Source organism: Mucilaginibacter sabulilitoris, assembly GCF_034262375.1.
GTDB lineage: Bacteria > Bacteroidota > Bacteroidia > Sphingobacteriales > Sphingobacteriaceae > Mucilaginibacter > Mucilaginibacter sabulilitoris.
The window spans coordinates 4,659,722-4,680,648 of the sequence record NZ_CP139558.1; the positions used below are offsets into that span (position 1 = coordinate 4,659,722).

The following is a 20,927-nucleotide window of genomic DNA, read 5'->3' on the forward strand; positions in this document are numbered from 1 at the left end:
GCTCAAATTTATAAAAGTGTGTAATTAAAAGATAATAAAATGGATTTGATAGCCTCCCTGCCTGAAATTGAATTACATCCCGAATCCATATTTGTGATGCATAAAAAATGTGAAAAATTTGCACCTTTTCATAAACATTCCAAAAGTCAGCTCACTTATGTGGAAGGAGGGTTAGCCTATCTGCGGTTCCGGGAAAAGCTTTTGGTGATACCCGCAAGGCACTACTTCTGGATTCCGGCAGGTATAGAACACACCCTCACTATCGGCCACGCAGAAACCCGCTGCCGTACCTTATTTTTTCATATCAACGGGGATGAGCAGAACGAGTTTTATACCCGGATGGGCATTTACCCTATTAACGATCTACTTTTCCAGATGATCAGGTTTACAGAACAATGGAACGGGCATATTTTACCAACCGATAAGCGGTTTTCCTTTTTACACAGTATTAAAAACATTCTGCCGCAGTTAAGCAGTCAGCCGTTATCTGTGGCTCTACCCTTTACGGAAAATGAGCGGATGCTGAAGATTCTGACGTACCTGGAAGATCATCTTGCCAAAAACCACACACTACACAGTATCAGCATTAAGTTTGGTATCAGCGAAAGAAGTTTATCCAGATTTTTCCAGTCCACCTTAAGTGTTTCCTTTTTGCAATACCTTAAACTGCTTCGCATGGCCAAAGCGTTTCAGCTTATTGTAACCAATGAGCATTCATTGGCAGACGTGGCTTTTCTGTGTGGTTATCAAAGTCTGTCGTCGTTCAGTAATACTTTTTATCAGGTTACTAAAACACGTCCTTCGGCTCATTTGGCTGGCATTGAAGCGGCTTTAGTTTAAGCGGTTACTTCATTGGCCAGTTGTAATTGCTGGTAATGAATAATCAGATTGGTCAGCGTAGAGCCTCCTGTTCAGCCTTTGCCCTGTAAAATAACTCAGGATGTAATCCTGATTTGTTTTTACCAAAAAATATCAAAAGCTGGCTAGCTCAAAGGTTTGTTTTACAGGTTATCGGCTTAAGTAAATTGATCCTCAACAATAGGTATTTAATGATTTATATAAGTGTCTCGGTACTTGATTTTAAAAAATGTTCCGGATCATTCAGTAGGTCAGGCTTGAATGATATCACAATCAAGGTGCCGTTATCAACATAAAAGCTAATTTCAGCGTCAATATCTTCGCCAAGCCCTTTTATTAATCTCAGTCCTAAAGATTCTGGCTCGGTGTCGTGATCTATTTGAGGCATCCCGATACCATCATCCGCAAGCTCGAGTATTATTTGCTTCTCATTTTCTTTCATTGAAATTGATATCTCACCTTTTTTGTTATTGGGGAAAGCATATTTTATAGAATTAGTTACCGCTTCATTGATGATTAATCCCAATGGGATGGCGTGAGAAAGGCTAAGATTGACTGGCTCTACATTTAATTTGAACTCAATCCGTCCCGCGGTATCAAAACTATTTTCCAGGGTTTGTACCAATTCGGGAATATAAGTAGCCATATTAATGGTTTTTATATCGTCAGACTGATACAGTTTTTGATGAATCAACGACATGGCATATATGCGGTGCTGGCTATTTTCAATCGCCGCCAAAGCATCGTCTTCAAGATACCGGGCCTGCGATTCTAACAAGCAAATTACGGTGTGCAAATTATTTTTTACCCGGTGATGTACTTCCTTTAAAAGCCATTCTTTTTCTGTAAGCAAATGCTGCAACAACTTATTCTTTTGGGTAATTGTTACATTATTTTTCTTTCTTATCGCACCTTGCCAATATAATAACCCGGCAATTATGAGTAACATGCATGAACCGGCAAAAATCCAATTTTTTGTATGCTGCGCATGTAGCAGATTTGTACTTTGAATCTCACTGTTTTGATTTAACAGCCGGATATTTTGATCTTTCAGCTTGATCTCATTTAATCTTTTTTCGGTTTCATAAATAACCTGTATTTGTTTTAGCTGCCTGCTCTTTGTTTCATTCAATAACGAATCATGTAATGTATTAAACTTTGACAGGTTAAATAGTGCAGCTTTGTAATTTCCCTGGGCAGAATCCAATTTAGCTTTAAGAACATAATCCCAGGTTATTGTAAAATGATCGTTAACTGCTCTATCGATAGAATCAACTTTTTTTAGATAAAATTTTGCTTTGGTAAATTGATGGGTATCGGTATAATATCTAACAAACCTGGCATACAGCCGGCTTACGCGAAGAGGAGTAGGATGATTTAAGTCAATATACTTTTGCAGTTTGTCTATATAAAACTCAGCCTTGACGGGTTGATTCAACCTTGAATAAACTACCAGAAATGCAAACGACACAACAGTCCCTTTCAGGTTTGATAATGAATCCCGCTCAGGCAGGCTGTTTATAAAATTCAATGCTTCTTTGTTCTGATTTAAATAGTCATAATCGATAACAATGTTTTGCAAAATGTAACCTATTGCGGGCAGGTCATGACGCCGCTGCGCGTTTTCCAGAGCGAGCTTATAATATTTTTTTGCGTTTTCCCGGTCGTGTATGGAGTCGGATATCATCCCAAGCCCATTGTAAATGGTGCCGATCATGACCGAATCCTTTAATTCCTCAGCCACTTTTAGAGCTTTCAATTCATAGGTCAGCGCATTTTCATAGTCAGATAAATCGTAACAAAGCGCGCTGTAAACATGATAGGCGCCCTGAAGTTTTTTATAATGTATTGATTGATAAGCCTCAATAGCTCGTTTAATGATGGGCAAGGCTTTTGCATCGAGGGATTGGGTGCTGTAAAGATCGGCCAGAAATTGAAGCGAATAAGCTTTCAATTCTGTATGTTTCGAATATTCTAAAGCAGTTACGGCCCGCTCTACCAAATGCATCTTTTCCCCAACCTGTTTAGGGTCGTTAAATTCATAGTGGTGCGCCAACTCCAAATAGGCCGAGCCTAAATGATATTTATCAGATGTATTCTTTAAAAGGGCAACTGCTTTTTCGGCAAACTTTTTACCTTGCTCCTTTTGGCCGTTCTCCCGATAAAAATTAGCCTTTACCAATGCCATGTAACCCCAAATCGCCGGCGACTTGACCCGGCCGGAAATCGATTCAGCCTTTTTAATGAACAGCCCGGCACTGTCAAGATCCGCTTTCTGTTCGCCGGGCTTTAATATGTTAAAAAGCGCCAATCGCAACAATTGATCTATCCTGACGGTGTCAACATTCTTTTGATTCAATGATTTTAGCAAATTATTAGCCTCCAACCGGGAAATATTATGCGTTTCATCCTGCCCCCTGACAATACCTGCGCCGGACAGAATCAGTATAATAAAAACACATCTTTTCATAACTTTTCAGTAATAAAAAACAGTGCTTTATAATTGGGTGATTTGCTTTTGTAGACCTGTTGAATAAGATTACCAGACAACCATAAGGTTACCTGAGCTTTAATACAGGACATCATTAAAATGAATATGATGAAAGGGGGCTGTCTATTCATGATATTACAGTATTTTAATCAAAGAGTTAATCCATCCTTTTCATAACATATTTATGAGCAGCGATGTCGTCAGAAGAATATCGAAATAAAAAAGGTTTGGTATATTTAAAGAGTAATCTGATAATAGGATTGTGATCCAGTTTTAATAAAGCTCCGCATTTTTTTTTACAAAAAAAAGCGCTTATATCCATTGCAGTTGAAATATTTTCAATCATGGTCTTGATATTTCGTTGTCACACTTCATAATTTATGAGATATGAAGAATTCAGTCACCTACAACTACAATTAAGTAATTAATAATCAATTATTTACGAAATGGCATAAAAATAGATTGAAGTGGCAAGTGTTAAAAAACGAACCAAACGATAAGAAAATGAGTTATACAGTCTCTCAATTTCCCGAAGTGGAAAAAGTAAATGAGCGAATTGCCAACAATGACTTCTTTAAGGATGTGATCGATGGTCTTTCATCTCAGCCGAAAAACCTAAAGTCTAAATATTTTTATGATCAAGCCGGCGATGCGATCTTCCAGGAAATCATGAAATCTCCAGAATATTACCCTTCGGATTGCGAAATGGAAATATTTGCAGAACAATGCGCAGCTTTAGCCGAAGCGATGATGTGCAGCGAAAATGAATTTGATTTGGTAGAACTGGGAGCTGGTGACGCGACAAAAACAAAATTTCTTTTGAGACATCTTAGTGATCAAAATATAAAATTCAGTTACAAGCCTATCGATATTTCCGAAAACATCATTAATTACCTGCATGCTACCTTGCCTGTTGTTTTTCCGAAAATTCAAATGGAAGGTTTTAATGGTGATTATCTTCATATGCTAAAAAAAGTCAGTTCGACTTCTCAAAAACGCAAAGTAGTACTTTTGCTGGGATCAAGCATTGGGAATATGAATATCGGGGAAGCTACCGAGTTCTGCATCAAAATCAGGGGAACGCTTTCGCCGGGCGATATGCTGCTGATTGGTACAGATTTGCGAAAGAACCCCAGCACCATTCTGGCAGCATATAATGACAAAGAAGGCGTAACGAAAAAATTCAATCTGAACCTCCTAACCAGGATAAACCGTGAATTTGGCGCTAATTTTGACATTCTCGACTTTGATCATTTCCCAACTTACGATCCGCTCACAGGGGCTTGTAAAAGCTATCTGATCTGTTTAAAAACACAGGTAATTCGAATAGGTTCATTTGCTTTATCCTTTCAAAAAGACGAAGTTATTGATATGGAGATTTCTCAAAAATACACGTTGGAAGACACGAGATCTCTTGCCAGTTCAAGCGGCTTTGTCCCGGTGGCTGATTTTTATGATAAAAAGAAATGGTTTCTGGACACCTTATGGATAGCTTGTTGATTAACGTATATATAGTATCTTTATAAAACACATTGCAGCATGAAAGTCGTATCTGTGAATGTAGGGCAGCCACAAGAGATCCCATGGCGTGGTCAAATGGTTAGAACATCCGTGTATAAAACCCCCGTTGCCGGACGCGTTCGTGTACGAAAACTCAATTTTGAAGGAGACGCTCAGGCAGATCTGATAGGACATGGCGGTGAGCATCGTGCAGTGATGGTTTATCAGGCTGAATCGTATCAATACTGGCGTGATACCCTTCAGCGTAAAGATTTCGTTTATGGGCAGTTTGGCGAAAATCTTACTGTAGAGGAAATGGCCGACAATGAGGTTTATATTGGCGATCGTTTCCGCATCGGTTCGGCAATTTTTGAAATAACGCAACCCCGCGTTACCTGCTGGCGGGTGGGTATCAGCACCGGAGTTCCGGAAATGCCGGCGTTACTTGTAAAACACAGGCGACCCGGTTTTTACTTCCGTGTTATCCAGGAAGGAGAAGTCGGCGCGGGAGAGGTGATAGAAAAAATTACCGATGGAGATCAAAAAATGAGTGTTGCGGAAATTGATGGCTTACTCTATCTGAAAGATCATCCGGAAGACAAACTTCAAAGGGCCTTAAAAATTCCGGCACTCAGCCAGGCCTGGCAAGTATCTTTTCAAAATTTGCTCGATGCTGCTTTACAGGGTGTGACTAAGGGAAACGCCGGTTTAAGCGGATCAACTATCGAACTATCCTGGAGCGGTTTTAGACCTTTCGTAGTAAAACGTGTGCGTATGGAATGTGAAGGAGTCCGCTCATTTGAGCTGAGCACTGGGGATGGCAGCCCAGTACCTGGTTTTCTGCCCGGGCAACATATAGCAGTTAAGATGTATCCTGCTCCAGACGGTGCTCCGCTTATACGTATGTACTCCCTTTGCGGACCGCAGGATGCATCCAGTTTGCGCATTGCGGTAAAACTGGAAACAAACGGTGCAGGAGGTATTTATATGCATGAACGGGTGCAGGAAGGTGATATTTTAGAAATCAGCGCGCCACGCGGCACCTTCACTTTGTCTGATGGCACGGGCCCGTTGGTACTCCTGAGCGCCGGAGTAGGCGTTACTCCTTTATTGAGCATCCTGCACTATGTAGCCTGCCGTGATTCAGGCCGAAAACTTTGGTGGATACATTCCTGCAAGAACAAATCTTTTGAAGCTTTCAGCGAAGAAGTAAGATCACTTGGGATGCAGCTATCTGCATTTCACCGAGTGATGATATACAGTTCTCCTGATGACCATGAGCATTACGGTCTTGATTATGATATCAAAGGACACCTGGACTTGCAGCAATTAAAAGCTATACAACTGCCGAAGGAAAGCGAATGTTACTTGTGCGGACCGCCGGCATATCTCCAAAATGTTAAAGCTGCGTTGAGATCCATAGGTATTTCCGACGGGAAAATTAAATCCGAACTATTCGGCAGCCAGCCTGAATCAGCCGCCGGAGGCGGAAAGGCTCCTCACCTGCCCACCGAAAATACGGGACAAGGCCCGCTCGTGACCTTCAGTAAAAGCAAAATATCCTTCCGGTGGAAGCCCGGTTTTGGCAGCTTACTGGAAGCAGCGGAAGCCTGTGACGTACCGGTTCTATGGTCGTGTCGCATGGGTGTCTGCCACCGTTGCGAAACGGGTATAATAGACGGGCAGGTTACCTATTCGCCCGCTCCCCTTGATCTTCCGGCAAATGGAAACGTGCTGCTTTGTTGTTCTGCCCCGGCAGGTCCGGTTGACTTGGACCTATAGGTAATTTAAAAGAAACCCATCCCGATTTTACATGGATAAAAATCCGTGTTTCATAAGGGTATATTTTTGATGGTTCATCATTAACAGTGTTTTGATTATTAACTCAATAATTACATCATGAGCAAAGAAACAAACTTAGAGGCGTTAACGAGATTTGCCGGGGCGGTAAATACCGGAAACTGGGACTTAATGAATGAAGCTGTATCCCCCGACAACGTTGATCATGATCCCGCAGCAGGACAAGTACAGGGCCCTCAAGGCTATATCTCTTTTTTCAAACAGCTGCGGACCGCATTTCCCGATCTCAAGGTAGAATTGGTGCATATGGTTGCCGACGAGGATAATATAGCCATAGCTTACGAATTAAGCGGAACGCACCAAGGCGAATTTCAGGGTATACCACCAACCAACAACCCAATAAAGGCCCGTGGCTTACAAATAAGTAAGTTCAAAAACGGTGTGATGATTGAACGATGGGGAAGTTCAGATCAGTTAGGTATTCTGAAACAAATAGGCCAGGAATTAAAATAAGGCTTATCAGTTCTTTGTATCGCCCCTTCTTATCAGGGCTTACTTTTATTCGTTAATTTTTTTACCCGTCAAAAAATAAATGATTGCGATAGAATAACACGCGGCTATTTCCTGTTTTTATAATCTTTTTTCATTTGGCGGCAAAAAATTCCTTTAGCATCAAATAAGCATTTCAGGTACGGATTAAATAAAAATACGAGTCCAATAAGCTCAATTTCTTAATTGAACATCTTTCCATTTCATATAAGTTTGATATATAAATGCAAGTATTACCAGCACCAAAACAAACGCAATTATTATGGCTACAAACATAAAGGTTGCTCTATTGGTTAATAGCTGGCCCTGTGTGCCAAGGGCTTTTGCTAATGATGCATAGGCAGCTGTGACAGCCTGTTCTGTCGAAAAGCCCTTTGAAAGAAACAGTTGCCTGAAGCTGTTTAAGCGTTCAGTGGTTTGCTCATCAATATTGGTCAAATGATTTAAAAAGCTTTCTTTATAAAGTTGGTTATAATAAAGCTGCAGGTTATAAAAACCTGCACCGGCATTCAGCAATGAAGTAAACCGTGTAAACGCAGCCACGGCAAGCCCGGTTACTCCGGCGGTAACAGGTATTGAACTTAAAGTAAACACCATTATAGGCACAAATAATAGACCAGATGCGGCTCCCTGGAAAAAAAGGGGCACTATCAGGTCGTCAAAGGCAAGGTCGGGTGTGAATATAAAATACATCCATAACTGATATAACAGCAACATACTGAAACCAGCTATTAGGAAATACATGAAAGTATTTTTATAATGTATAAGAATAATGGCCGATATAACCATAAATATGAGCAGACCGGCTATATTACTCAACCCTAACATGGTTACCTGGAGCGGGCTCCATTGTAATATTGATGCGGTATAGCCAAAAATGATATTTATACTTTCCTTTGAGCCATAGTATATGGCTAGTAGTATTAATCCAATCCAAAATTTTTTATATTTAAAAACCGAAATATCCAGATGGGGTCTTTTAACTATCGCTTCACGGTACAGGTAAGCTATAGCTGCGGCTATTGTAATTAGGGTTGAAAGTTTGATTCGAATATCAGTAAACCAATAGTATTTTGACCCATAAATAACGGTATAAGCAAAAGCTATCGCGCCTGCAATAAAAAACACCACCCCTGTCCAGTCTATCTGGTATAATGGGTATGGCTTAATGTTCGATTTTGCATTTAAAGTTAATCTTATAAGAATCAGTACAATTACCTGGAATATAATAATATAGTTATAGATGGTTTTAAAATCGGCGTTTAAAGTTACATTGGCAGCTACGATACCAATTAATATGCTCGCACTTAAAACAGTTCCATAAAAAACAGAGGGACCTACGGCCTGCCGATATTCGGGTTTTAAAAAACCCGGAATTAAAACGAGTATACTGCCAGAGGATATACAGATTATTACTCCCTGAAAAAAACGAATGATAAAAAACAGCATTATATTGGTAGTATACATACATATTATACTAAGCAATATTCCGATAAAAAGATTTATGGTAAGATAATCCCTGATCTCAAAACGTCTTAAAAACCTGAACTGTACCGGCAAGATTACAATAATAGCTATATAAGTTAATTGTATAGCGAAAGTGATATCCTCGGGCTGGGCACCCAAGTAAGAGATCACATAGGTTTGACTAAGGCCAAAGGCGGCAAATTGCACCACACCCGAAAGCAGGATAATAAACAGAATGATGATACCGCCAAGGTTCCATTCTGCCAGCCATGGTTTAAAGTAAGCAGGTGTTTTCATATTGTTTTCTTTTTAACAGATACCAAAACATTCATACCAACTTTTACAGCAGTTATACCGGTGTCGATAAATCTTATTTTAACAGGCACCCGCTGAACAATTTTCACAAAATTACCGGTGGCATTGTCAGGCGGCAGCAAGGAAAACTTTGCTCCGGTTGATGCGGAAATGGCTTCAATTTCGCCCCTGTAAACTTTATCATCAATAGCATCAACCCTGACCTCAACTGGCTGGCCTACGTACATATCAATTACCTGTGTTTCTTTAAAATTAGCAGTAACCCATTTGTCTTTTTCGTTCACGATAGATACCAGTGGTTGTCCGGGTTGTATTTGCTGGCCCTCTAATATGGTTTTACGACCCAAACGGCCGGTGTAAGGGGCTGCTATAACTGTGTAACCTAAATTGATGCGGGCGAGCTCCAATTCGGCCCTTTTTCTTTTTAAATCAGCAGCTAAAAGGGCCTTTCGCGATTGTAGCTCATTTATTTTAGCATAACTGGTTTTAAGATTGTTTCGACTAGCACTGTAGTCGCTTAAAGAAACATCATAACGTGACTGAACGGTCTCGAGATCGGCACCAGTTATAGCTTCTTCTTTTATCAGGTTTTTATAACGCTTAATGTCTTTTTGTTGTAACGTAAGCCGGGCTTTTGCACCGGCAATCTGATCTTTATTTACCAGAGTATTAGTTTGTGCCGATACTATATTTGCAGTTAACACACCAAGTTGTGCATAGGCGTCATCTACAGCAGCTTCGGCTTCAATTACCCGTTGCCGATATTCCCGGTCATCAAGCACTATCAGCGTATCTCCTGTTTTTACTAACTGGTGTTCATTAAATCGAACAGCTTTAATGAAGCCACCTACCCTTGCCGATATTGGGTTGATGTATGATTCTACCTGTGCATCATTAGTTTCCTGATATCGGCTCTGGGTTACAAAATAACTGACAAAATAGGCAATAGCCACAATTACAACTATTAAAGCCATTATGGATAAGATTAAATTCCCCGGATGGCGTTTTTTATTTGGTAATGCTTCCATAATATAAGGCGGGTTGATTTTATAAGTTTCCGGAAGTGTATAATAACTTGTAGTAAATAAACAGTGCACCGGTTTGTGCCTGTACCAGGTTGTACCGTGTTCCCTGATATAAATTGTCGGCATCGAGCAAATCGGTAAGCAGGGCCAGCTGATTAAAATATTTGGCATTTATTATTTTGTAATTTACCCTTGCCTGTTCTACTGATTTCTCGTTAACAGCAATACGGTTAATTGCTTCCTTATATTTAATTAGCAAACTTTCTGCTTCCTGCCGTACATTATCGCTGATATTCTGCTGTTCATGCTGCAGTTCCTGCAGCCTGATGCGGCTCGCCGCCGTTTTATGTTTATTCTGGTAAATAGACGAGATACTATATTGAACCTTGAAACCAACAAATCCGATAGAAAAAGCCTGGTCAACCGGAGGAAAGAATATGTTATTCGGATAATTGATGCCATAAGCAGAATAAAGGGATACGCTAGGAGAAGAACCACTTTTTACCGATTTGATCCTGGCGTCCTGAATTTTAATGATTTCACCGGTTTTACGTATAGCATAAGCAGCTTTAGAAGCTTCAACCACTAAAGGAACCAGGCTTTCGGCAACCGGTCTTGGCATAGCTGCCGAATCTAGCAGGGACACTCCGGTGGAAACTGATAAACCAAGCAATATGTTTAATTTCTGACTGGCTATAGTTATATCATTTTCAGCTTGCTCAAGGTCAAGTCCGGCGGCCGATAATGTCAGTTCTGCGCGCAACAAATCGCTGCGGGTTACTTTTTGATTGTTGTATAGGGCGGTAATATTTTTCACCCGGGTTTCGGCGCGTATCACCTGTTCTTTAATAAACCTCCTTTGATCATTTAACCTTACCAAGTCAAGATATTGAGCAACCACCTGCAATCCAACATTTCCGGTTTGCTCCTGTGTATTTACGCTTGCGAGATTTTTTTTACCGCTTTGTTCATCTTTTAATGCTTTTTGACGGCCACCGGCATAAAGATTAAAGTTAGCGGATACACTTGCATCGGCACCGTCTGAGGTTGGATATTTCGGCATTGATTTAACAGGATTCAGTCCCTGGTATAAAGTAAGGCTTGTGTAACGCTGATAGTTTGCACCTGCAAAAATTGACGGAAGCGCATTGTTCTCAGCATCTTTCAGGTCAGAATTACTGGCGCTTTCTTCGCTTTTGGCGGCCTTAACTAAATTATTATTGGTTTTTGAAATATTGATTGCCTGCTGCAGTGAAAGTAGGTAAACGTTACCGGAATCGGCTTTTATCTGGGCCTCTGCAATATGAAGCAAGACGAAAATTACCGCAAAAGACATTCCTGTTAGCTTAATAATAAGCCCGATAGCATTTGTTTTCATGATCTTGGTGTTAAATATTAGCAGCTATTGTTTGATTATAAACAATAGCTTATTTCTTTAATATCCTACCCATAAATAATCATGCTACTGCATATTCCCTGCACGTTTAGATAACGATTTAAAAAAATAAGATACAGTTTATATTCCTTATGCCCATCCGTTTCATCTTTCATCTAATTTAAGTATAATTAATCAGCGTTTCAGAATAATCAATAGAAAACGATCGGTTGAAAGAGTATTGTTCAGCGCTCATTAACAACGACATCTCCGGTCCAAAAAAAAACTCAATAATATCAGTTAACATACGACTGCAGGATAGCACCATAACTTGAGCAACGAATGCGATACAAGGCGTTGTCTCTAAGACGCCGGATATGTTCAACCGACAATTCGAATTTTTTGGCAATCTGTTCTATAGGAACGGGGATCGCCGCATTTAACCCAAAATAAAGTTGAAGAATTTCCTTTTCCCGGGCATTAAGAATATTTAATGCGCTATCAATTACCAGTCTTTTTGACTCTAATGAAAGATCACTGTCAATGTCATCACTTTTAGATGGAAGAATATCTAACAAGCTAAGCTCAGCGCTATCTTCTGATAGCTTATCCAGTGAAATTTCATGATTGAAAAAACTAAGCAAATCATGTAGTTTTTCAATTTTCATGTGCAGGTGATCGGCAATCTCCTCGGGCGTGGGCTTTCTTTTAAGCTCCTGCTCCAATTTAGCCTCAGACTTTTTAATTTTTCCAATTAATGTATAAAAATTGCAAGGGATATGAACCAACCGGGATTGCTCTGCTATGGCGGCGATTATTGCCTGGCGGATCCACCAAACTGCGTAAGAAATAAATTTAAACCCGCGTGATGTATCATAGCGATGAGCAGCATTTATTAAACCCATATTACCTCATTAATCAGATCCGTTATTGAAACTCCCCTATTTTGATAATGTTTCGCAACCGAAATAACAAGGCGTAAATTTGATTCTATAAGCGTTTGTAATGATTGTGCATCGCCCTGTTTTGCTTTTTGCGCAAGCAAAACTTCTTTCTCGGCAGTCAGTAGATCAATCTTTTTCAATTCATTAAAATATCTTTTTAACGAATTGGCGTCGCGATTGATCATATCATTTGTTATAATTAACTGTTGCATGTCTAAATAATAAATTCATATGTAGCAAAAAGTAATTCGCGCATTCAGAGATGTTTGGTTTTCTCCAAACTTCCATTTAAGCTTAAGCAATAAATTTATTTGTAACAATCGCATCTAAAATTAACAGGCCCCGCTCACCTGAAAAAGTTTCAATAGTGTATATGTATTTGAAAGATTTGCTTAAGACGTCAAAATTCAGATCGATGAGTTCTATATGAACAGCATCCAGATTGTGGTTCTCATTTCTTTGAACGTTAACCAATACATTGTTGTTTAACGCGAAAAAATCATTATCCCATCCCTGTTGGTGAAGAGCTACAATTCTTTGGGTAATACGCCCATTGACCTTTTTGTTTACAGTTGTTTTTGGCTCCATGATTTTATTATATTGATACATTGATTGTTTGACTAAAATCCTGCTGAAAAGCGCTTCCCATTATATATGTACTTTATTAAATAAAAAGGTTACTTTAACAAAACTAAAAAAGTGCCAATTTATAAATACCTAAAAATCAATAATTTACATAAAATTCCTTTGCCAAATAATTGGGATATATCGCTTAAAATGGAATAACCCACGAAATATCGTATTTACCACTAAATGCAACCCAATTATTTTTATTACGCAGAAAATCAGATGTTATTTCAGACTAAATAAGGTAAGCTGGTTCCTTGGTACCTTCTGAATAGCCAGTGAGTAATCAGGTTTGCTTATCATGTGCACTGAACAAATAGTAGTATCGTAAAGCGTACAAAATCAAACTTTAAACCGTAGCTATAAATTTCCCATGCCGTCTTTTCGGGTTTAGGAAGCTTCGGTTTATAAAATAAGCTGGTGGTCAGTCAATTTAGCACTTTGGGAGGCTGATCGGTATTCGTCTGCCAAAGGCAGATTAGAATGATCAAGGATACAATTGGTAAAAATTGCGCGATCAGAAACCAGCGCCAAAAACTGCGGCCAATTTGTTTAGCCAAAATACCTGCCGCCCATTGAAAACAATTGATGATACTAAGGACGGTTAACAAAAAGAGAAGCTGAAGGACCCACATAATGTTAAAGATTAATCGTTTATAATGAAGTATATAAGCCTAAAGTTCGATATCAGAAAGATCAGTTATTTCGAGCGTTGATGCGCTTTTGCCTATCATGAAAACGGTAAAGTGAAATAGAACTTTGTTCCTTTATTTACCTCACTTTTCACCCAAATTTCACCGTTGTGTTGTTTGATGATCTCCTTGACGAGGTATAATCCGATACCATATCCTTCGATCGTATCGTTTTCATCTTTTACCCTGTAAAATCTGTCAAAAATCCTTTGCTGGTGAGCTGGCTCTATCCCTATGCCCCGATCCTCGACCACCACCTCTATATACCCGTCCTTCTTTGTGTAATGCACTAAAATAACATCTGTGCTCGGCGAATACTTGATCGCATTTGTCAATAAATTGTGAATTACCTGGCCGACTTTTTGTCTGTCAGCAACTATTTCTACAGAAGGCCCACGTCTCAAATAAAGAATATAGGTGGGATTTAAAAGGTGTAGTTCGTTAATTTCCTCTTTCAATAGCTCTTTGATGTCAAACCGTACGGGAAAATGATCAATTTCGCCCGCTTTTCTTAACGCAGAATCTAGGTAATATTTAATCATCGAATTCATTTTATGAACTTGCAGCTCTGCTTTTTTTAACAGCTCTAAAATGTAGTTATCGCCTTTACCAGCTAATATCCGTTCGCAGAGCTGCAGGTATAATTTGATTACCGAGAGCGGTGATCGCAGATCATGACTGGCTATGGCCAAAAAGTTCAGGTCCGTTATCTCCTGGTTTTTTCTTTCAGAAACATCTTCAATCAGGCCATAAATTTGTCTGAGGAAACTACCCTCGGTAAAAGCTGCAACACCATTTATTCTAAACCATGTTGGTGGCGAATCTTTAGCAGTAACTAATGGCACTTCTATTTCAAAAGGAGATGGTTCTTTTAAAGCCGACGATAGATATTTTAAAACTTTTTCAGCAAACTCAGGCGCGATAAATTCACGAAGCTGGCTTATTTTGATCTGTTTTTCCTGAAATTTTGGTACCATTTTTTTGCATTTGCTACAAACCCATAAGTACTGTTTTGGGATATCAATTAACCAGCTGCCGGCATTGATTGAATTTGCTATCATTTCAGTTTTAAATAGATCAGCCCATGTACTTTCCTCCCCTGCAACATCCGACCGAAGATTTCTTATTTTCATATTATATTCACCACAATCTACCTGTGTATTGAATGGAATATTTTTTTTTTGCTGCATTAAATTCATATTTTAACTTTTGATTGGGAATTAAGAGTATTTTGCGATCTCGTCATTTTAAAATAGTTATAAATGCTACTTTAAATAAGCAACCAATATACTCGCCGCTATTCTGCAGCCCGCCGTTTCCAAAAGCTTAACGAACTTTAATCCGCGTACATAAATTTGGTATATCACCGATATTTTTCGCTCGTCACAATTGGTTTCCGTACGACTAAGGGACAGATACAAAACGATCATTATGCAAAATCCGATCGGGATATGAGTAGCCAGATAAATTGTTTCCATTGCCTTTAACTTGATTGTAGATTATAAGCTTAAAAAAAAAGAAATATCCACTTAGTTTACCGAATCGTTTTTATTACCGGTTGGTTGTTATACTGCATAATTCAATACGGCTTCTTATCCGATCGGCAATGCGTAAATGCTATCACGGGATCTCCCGTACCCATTGGCTTCGCCAGGCCGGTGCCTCGAAAGGGCTTGCAAAATACTGTGTCTCGTGTACAACCTTACCATTTAGAAACTCCATAATACTCACGGTGAATGATGACGCACTCTGATAAGTAATGATATATTCTGTAATCCAGAGTTCACCTTTGCCAAGAATTCGCCTTATTCCGAAACCAGATGGCTTACCAGGATGATGACTGCGTAAGGCCTGTAAGTTATTACGACCGATGATTCGCTCTCCTGACTGGGGATAATCGCAAATAACATTATCATCATAAATAGCATGCTCCGCATTTAGATCACCAACCGCCGAGGCATTCCAGTGTGCATTCAAAGCTTTGCGTATTTGTTCTTCTTCCATCACCTGATCGTAGTTTAACTACCTGTTGGGATAAAACCCGGAATACCTGTCTTCACCACCTCATTCAATCTCTGCCTGATTTGGATATTATTGATTTCATCGAATGCCCCTTGCGGCAATGAGGAGATGTTAAAATTCTCGCGAGCACGAGCCGCACTTTTAGGCGTGGTAAGTAAAGCTGTGCCTCGCTGAACCGCCCAAGCTAAAAGTACTTGAGCAGGCGTTTTTCCAACTCTCGCGGCAACGTCTAAGATGACCGAATTTTCAAGCAGGCCCGGCCTTAACCCGTGACCCAATGGCGCAAATGCCAAAAACACAATACCTTTCTCCTTACAAAACTCCAGAAGTTCCGTTTCTGGCAGATATGGATGGGACTCGACCTGGACAACTGCCGGTTTAATCCTCGCTGATTCGTAGATAGGCAATAGTTGTGTTAAGCTGACATCAGACAATCCGATCGCCCGACATTTACCTTTATCTACCAAGTTCTCCATCGCTCCCCATGTATCAAACAAAGTTGTGTCCGGGTCATAAATAACATTGCCATTTTCATCCCGCGGATCTTGTTCTTCACCCGGCTGAAATGAAAAAGGTGTGTGAATAAGGTAAAAATCCGCGTAATCAATACGGAGCCTTTTCAAACTTGCCTCTAATGCCGGTTCTACACGTTCAGGCCGGTGATTGGAGTTCCATAATTTCGTGGTCACAAACATATCTTCGCGGGGAATACCTCCGGCAGCCATTCCTACCTGCAACGCTTCGCCTACCTCGCTTTCATTTCGGTATCGTTCTGCGCAATCAAAATGTCGAAATCCGGCTTCGAGCGCATCTTTAGTAGCTCTTATTGTCTCGGCCGAATCAGGAATCAGCGTACCAAACCCGAGGGCGGGCATAAAGACAGTTTTATCTTTTGGCTTCATCATCATACTATATATCGTGTTTACTTATTTGTTGTATTGACCTTATTTAAGAATAAACATTTATACCGTCAGCCTGGCGTTGTAGGAAATGTCATTTTGTGGTGTAACGAAAACGTATTAATGTTTGCTCTTAGATGCTTAACCTGCTATACTTATTTCCGAACAAATTCTTCCGCCATAACCGGGAAACATGTATTTGCTTTAATCCAAACAAAGCTGAAATATCCTTAGCGTCATTGTTCATATTTAGCCCGGTATATTTTACTTTTCACCAACGCTTCAATATCCAATGGCCTGTCAATACCAGCCAGGTCCGAGTCGAATATCCTGGTGGCCACCTCAACGGCGATATTAACCGATACCTCGAAAATATTACTCAATGGCGGATAAATAAGTCCCTGCTCAAAGTCTTCGGCTTTTACTTGTTTTGCAAGCGCTTCCGAAGCAGTTAAAAACATTTCATTTGTCAGGCGCCTGGCTTCAGTAGCAAAAACCGCAAGGCCTATGGCGGGGAAAATGTAAACATTGTTTCCCTGGCCGGGAATAAATGTTTTTCCATTATAAATAACCGGTGGGAACGGGCTGCCGCTGGCAAAAATGGCCTTTCCTTTACTCCAATTATAAGCCTCATCCGCAGTACATTCAGAATGACTCGTCGGATTTGAATAGGGAAATATAACAGGTCGTTCGTTAATGGCCGACATTGCTTCAATTACTTCGCGTGTAAATGCCCCCGCGATTGTACTCACACCAATTATCGCGGTTGGTCTGATATTTTTTATGGTGTCGACGAAACTATCGGATGGCTCCTGATCATGAGCAAATTTTTGATTGTACGCGGTAAGATCGCTTCGGGAGGTGACTAATAGCCCCTTATTATCGAACATATAAATTCGTTCATAAGCAACTTCAGCAGCCAGTGCTTCTTTCTGCAGGCGCTGTACAAGCATATCAGCAATCCCTATTGCAGCTGCTCCGGCACCAAGAAACAAAAATTTTTGATGGGTCAACGGTTTTCCCGAATATCTGCTCGCCGCAAGAAGTCCACCGGTGGCCACAGCCGCCGTACCCTGAATATCATCATTGAATGTGCAAACCTTGTCACGAAAAGTGTTTAATATCCGGAGCGCGTTGATACCCGCGAAGTCTTCCCACTGGATACATATCTTGGGAAACACTTCTGTAATGGCCTCTACAAATGCGGCAATGAAAGCATCGTACTCTTCTCCCCGTGCTCTTTCCTGTCTGAGGCCGGGATATAATGAATCATTAAGAAACTCCTGATTATTCGTCCCGGCGTCAAGCATTATCGGTAAAGTGTATTCGGGCGGCACGCCGGCACAAGCGGTATACAGGCTTAATTTACCGATGGGGATACCCATTCCGCAGATACCTAAGTCACCCAGGCCTAGAATGCGTTCACCGTCGGTGACCACTGTAAAACGAACGTCCTTTTCCTGCCAGTTTTGCAAAATCGCCCGTATATTATCTTTTTCCTTAATGGAAAGATAAATGCCTCTGGGCCTTCTAAAAATATGCCCAAAAGTTTGACACGCTTCCCCTACGGTTGGTGTGTAAACCAAAGGCATGTAGCTTACAGGATCATCCATCAGCACTTTGTAAAAAAGCGTTTCGTTAGTTTCCATCAGCTGAAGAAGATAAACATACTTATTGATCGGTTTTTCCAGCTTACCAATCTGTTCGTGAACTCGTTCTACTTGCAGATCAATTGACTCTACTGCTTCGGGCAACAGCCCTTTAAGGCCCAAAAGTCCCCGTTCTTCTTCAGTAAAAGCTGTTCCTCTGTTTTTTCGTGGATCATGTAAAACAATAAAACCGTCGTTCGTTTCCATGTTGCTGATGCTTAATTAACATTATAATTATTCTATCAATTGTTCATAGAAAACCAAATACAATGCCGATACATAAAACACTAAAAACAAGACTCTTACGAAATACATTCTCCGAAACCGCCACGATATTTCGATTAAACCGATCCTGATACAGGAAATACCGAGGTTCCATTTGATCAAAATTCAAGTCATGTGCAGCACTCAGCACCCATCATCTTCCAAGTTCACACAGTTCCATTGTTAAAGCTCCGCAGTTGTTCAGCTTGTTTACAAATGAGGTTCAATGCTTGATTAACCTCATTTAACCGATTAATCATGATATAAAAAAACAAAAATCCCCATGCTGCCTCACCGGGGATTTTTGTTTTATACGTAAATTTTGCTGAATAATAACTGCGGCAAATCATAGTGGAAACTTTCACTGACTATTTTTCCACCCTTAACCTGATAAATACCTATTTCGTTCATCATGCTTCGGTCCTTTCCTTTGAAAGTAACCTCTATATCAACTGCTATCGCAAAGAAGTTACCGGTAACAATCGGGTCTGATATGAGATAGCTGTGAATGGTATCTACTGTATCAAACTATCCATAGGTTTTTTCCAAAACAGCAGTTTACCTTCTGATATTTCCATATGCGACCCTTTTGGTTCATAGCTTATGACAATATCTGCGTAAAACTCATTAGTAGCTTCTACATTTTTTTTTCCGGCAAAGCTGCACTAATCTGTCGGCTACTTCTTTTGTGCTCATAGTCTCTTTAAGTTAATTCGTAATCGTTTTGATAAAATTAAAAGATATATTTATCAAAGTGGTCAAAACCTACATCAATCAGTACCCTGTTTAAAGTACTTTTTTTCGATGCCCAATTTTTTCATGCGTGAATTTAACGTGGAGGGGTTGAGTTCCAATAATTCCGCAGCGCCCCCAGGTCCATATATTCTCCCATTGCATTGTCCAAGGGCTGAAAGGATATGGTCGCGTTCCATTTCAATCATGCTTTTGACACGCGTTTCAGGTGTGGTGACTGTATTTTTTATTTGTCCCGGAAGCTTAAGAAACTCGAGTATTGGCCCCTCATTAATTAAAACACTTCTCGCCATGATATTTTCCAATTGCCTGATGTTCCCCGGCCAGTCATAATTCATCAAACTTTGCCAAACATGATTGGATACACCCGTAATAACTTTGTTTTCCTTATGAGCGTAAATTTTTAAAAAGTGATTAGTCAGTAATGTAATGTCTTCTTTACGTTCGCGCAGGGCAGGAAGGCTGATCGGAAAAATATTGATACGATAGTACAGGTCAAGCCTGAATCGTCCGGCCGCTATTTCTTCTTCCAGATCGCGGTTTGTAGCTGCAATAATCCTTACATCTACCTTTTTTTTGCGGCCGCCAATGGGTTCAATTTCTTTTTCCTGTAATACTCTTAACAGTTTAACCTGCAGCTCCAGCGGGAGCTCTCCTATCTCATCCAAAAAAACTGTTCCTTCATTTCCCTGTTCAAACTTTCCTATCCTTTTATCTATAGCACCCGTAAAAGCACCTTTTTCATGACCGAATAATTCCGACTCAATCAGATTTGCCGGGAGCGCTGCGCAATTTACTGCAACAAACGGCTTGTGCTTTCGGGCCGAGATATAATGAATGTTTTGTGCTATAAGCTCTTTTCCTGTTCCACTTTCACCCAGGATCAATACCGAAATGTCAGAGGTTCCAACAATTTTGACGTCATTCAATACTTCATTCATTGCCTTGCTCTCCCCTATTATTTTTTTGAAATCATGCTCCAGTGAGCTATTCTGCATATCCTTCTGGTTACTTAATAATCCAAGACTCTCACGATGCAGATACCAGGCAACATCAAGCATCACGAGCACATCTTTTTCCCGAAATGGTTTTACCAGAAAGCCATAAGGTTTAGTGGCTTTAGCGGCATCCAGTATCTGTTTATTTGAATTTGCAGAGAGGTAAACAAAGGCAATATGTTGATCTTTTAATATTTTGCCTAAATCAATACCTGTCAATTCGCCTTTTAAATATATATCCAGTAATACCAGGTTCGGTTTTTCATCTTCAATAATTTTTAAAGCTTCAGGTACTGAACGCGCAATTTTACAAACAATATAGCCGGCTTTCCTGAGAATAGACCGTAAGTTATCAGCTTCAATAAACTGATCTTCAACTATAATTACCTTAGTATTCATATATAGGCCTCCATTTGTTTTGAAGTTTTCAAAATTTCGTACTGATTATTTAATGTGTCTGTTTGAAATATGAGAGCGATTTTCGTGCCTTTACGGGTCACAAAACTGGTGTCGGCTTCAGTGTTTTCACTTAGCCCACTGATCAATCTTAACCCCATTGATGTTGAGATTAGTGGTTTTGAGACCATATGGGGTTGAGCTGAAACACCCAACCATGAGAATATCATTACGATGCTTATTGTAAAAAACTTAAACCATAAGCCTAAGCGGCTTATGATATGACAATAAAGACAATAATAA

17 protein-coding genes are annotated in these 20,927 nt (G+C 40.0%); 4 read left to right on the forward strand and 13 right to left on the reverse strand.

The genetic code is table 11. The features are described from left to right. Positions 1–39 precede the first annotated feature (39 nt). Positions 40–840 carry an AraC family transcriptional regulator gene (locus SNE25_RS19855; protein ID WP_321560740.1) on the forward strand — a complete coding sequence of 267 codons (801 nt, stop codon included), beginning with the start codon at positions 40–42 and terminating at the stop codon, positions 838–840. Between the two features lie 214 nt (positions 841–1,054). Here SNE25_RS19855 and SNE25_RS19860 read toward each other — a convergent pair whose 3' ends face one another. Next, positions 1,055–3,328 carry a tetratricopeptide repeat-containing sensor histidine kinase gene (locus SNE25_RS19860; RefSeq protein ID WP_321560741.1) on the reverse strand — a complete coding sequence of 758 codons (2,274 nt, stop codon included), beginning with the start codon at positions 3,326–3,328 and terminating at the stop codon, positions 1,055–1,057. Between the two features lie 525 nt (positions 3,329–3,853). On the opposite strand from SNE25_RS19860, the gene SNE25_RS19865 reads away from it, so the two are divergent. The 3 genes from SNE25_RS19865 to SNE25_RS19875 all read left to right on the forward strand — a co-directional run bounded on the left by SNE25_RS19865 (position 3,854) and on the right by SNE25_RS19875 (position 7,162). Next, positions 3,854–4,849 (forward strand): L-histidine N(alpha)-methyltransferase, encoded by a 996-nt coding sequence (locus tag SNE25_RS19865; protein WP_321560742.1) that lies wholly within the window; start codon positions 3,854–3,856, stop codon positions 4,847–4,849. A 39-nt stretch (positions 4,850–4,888) separates the two neighbouring features. Next, a complete protein-coding gene (locus SNE25_RS19870) occupies positions 4,889–6,631 on the forward strand; it encodes an MOSC and FAD-binding oxidoreductase domain-containing protein (RefSeq protein WP_321560743.1) in 1,743 nt (580 codons plus the stop codon). 117 nt (positions 6,632–6,748) lie between these two features. Then, entirely contained in the window at positions 6,749–7,162 is a 414-nt protein-coding gene (locus tag SNE25_RS19875) for an ester cyclase (protein ID WP_321560744.1), read from the forward strand. 210 nt (positions 7,163–7,372) lie between these two features. On the opposite strand, the gene SNE25_RS19880 is transcribed toward SNE25_RS19875, so the two are convergent. The 12 genes from SNE25_RS19880 to SNE25_RS19930 form a co-directional block, all read right to left on the reverse strand. Further along, on the reverse strand, positions 7,373–8,962 hold the full coding sequence (locus tag SNE25_RS19880) for an efflux MFS transporter permease (protein ID WP_321560745.1): 1,590 nt from the start codon (positions 8,960–8,962) through the stop codon (positions 7,373–7,375). Further along, complete coding sequence (locus SNE25_RS19885; protein ID WP_321560746.1) at positions 8,959–9,954, reverse strand: HlyD family secretion protein; 996 nt, start codon at positions 9,952–9,954, stop codon at positions 8,959–8,961. Before SNE25_RS19885 ends, SNE25_RS19880 begins: the two co-directional genes overlap by 4 nt. 73 nt (positions 9,955–10,027) lie before the next feature. Continuing rightward, complete coding sequence (locus SNE25_RS19890; RefSeq protein ID WP_321560747.1) at positions 10,028–11,383, reverse strand: TolC family protein; 1,356 nt, start codon at positions 11,381–11,383, stop codon at positions 10,028–10,030. A gap of 293 nt (positions 11,384–11,676) precedes the next feature. Continuing rightward, complete coding sequence (locus tag SNE25_RS19895) at positions 11,677–12,285, reverse strand: sigma-70 family RNA polymerase sigma factor (RefSeq protein ID WP_321560748.1); 609 nt, start codon at positions 12,283–12,285, stop codon at positions 11,677–11,679. Continuing rightward, a complete protein-coding gene (locus tag SNE25_RS19900; RefSeq protein WP_321560749.1) occupies positions 12,276–12,536 on the reverse strand; it encodes a sigma-70 factor domain-containing protein in 261 nt (86 codons plus the stop codon). The genes SNE25_RS19895 and SNE25_RS19900 overlap by 10 nt, the downstream gene beginning before the upstream one ends. A gap of 82 nt (positions 12,537–12,618) precedes the next feature. Beyond that, complete coding sequence (locus SNE25_RS19905; RefSeq protein ID WP_321560750.1) at positions 12,619–12,912, reverse strand: hypothetical protein; 294 nt, start codon at positions 12,910–12,912, stop codon at positions 12,619–12,621. Positions 12,913–13,681: 769 nt separating this feature from the next. After that, positions 13,682–14,833: a PAS domain-containing sensor histidine kinase gene (locus tag SNE25_RS19910; protein WP_321560751.1), complete on the reverse strand. Its 1,152-nt coding sequence runs from the start codon at positions 14,831–14,833 to the stop codon at positions 13,682–13,684. A 430-nt stretch (positions 14,834–15,263) separates the two neighbouring features. After that, positions 15,264–15,647: a nuclear transport factor 2-like protein gene (locus tag SNE25_RS19915; protein ID WP_321560752.1), complete on the reverse strand. Its 384-nt coding sequence runs from the start codon at positions 15,645–15,647 to the stop codon at positions 15,264–15,266. Between the two features lie 14 nt (positions 15,648–15,661). Continuing rightward, positions 15,662–16,573, reverse strand: a complete 912-nt coding sequence (locus SNE25_RS19920; protein ID WP_321560753.1) for an aldo/keto reductase — start codon at positions 16,571–16,573, stop codon at positions 15,662–15,664. Between the two features lie 227 nt (positions 16,574–16,800). Further along, positions 16,801–18,420 (reverse strand): NAD-dependent malic enzyme, encoded by a 1,620-nt coding sequence (locus SNE25_RS19925; RefSeq protein WP_321560754.1) that lies wholly within the window; start codon positions 18,418–18,420, stop codon positions 16,801–16,803. 366 nt (positions 18,421–18,786) lie between these two features. Beyond that, on the reverse strand, positions 18,787–18,987 hold the full coding sequence (locus SNE25_RS31935) for a SnoaL-like domain-containing protein (protein WP_407667051.1): 201 nt from the start codon (positions 18,985–18,987) through the stop codon (positions 18,787–18,789). 260 nt (positions 18,988–19,247) lie between these two features. Next, positions 19,248–20,627: a sigma-54-dependent transcriptional regulator gene (locus SNE25_RS19930; RefSeq protein ID WP_321560755.1), complete on the reverse strand. Its 1,380-nt coding sequence runs from the start codon at positions 20,625–20,627 to the stop codon at positions 19,248–19,250. Between the last annotated feature and the right edge of the window lie 300 nt (positions 20,628–20,927).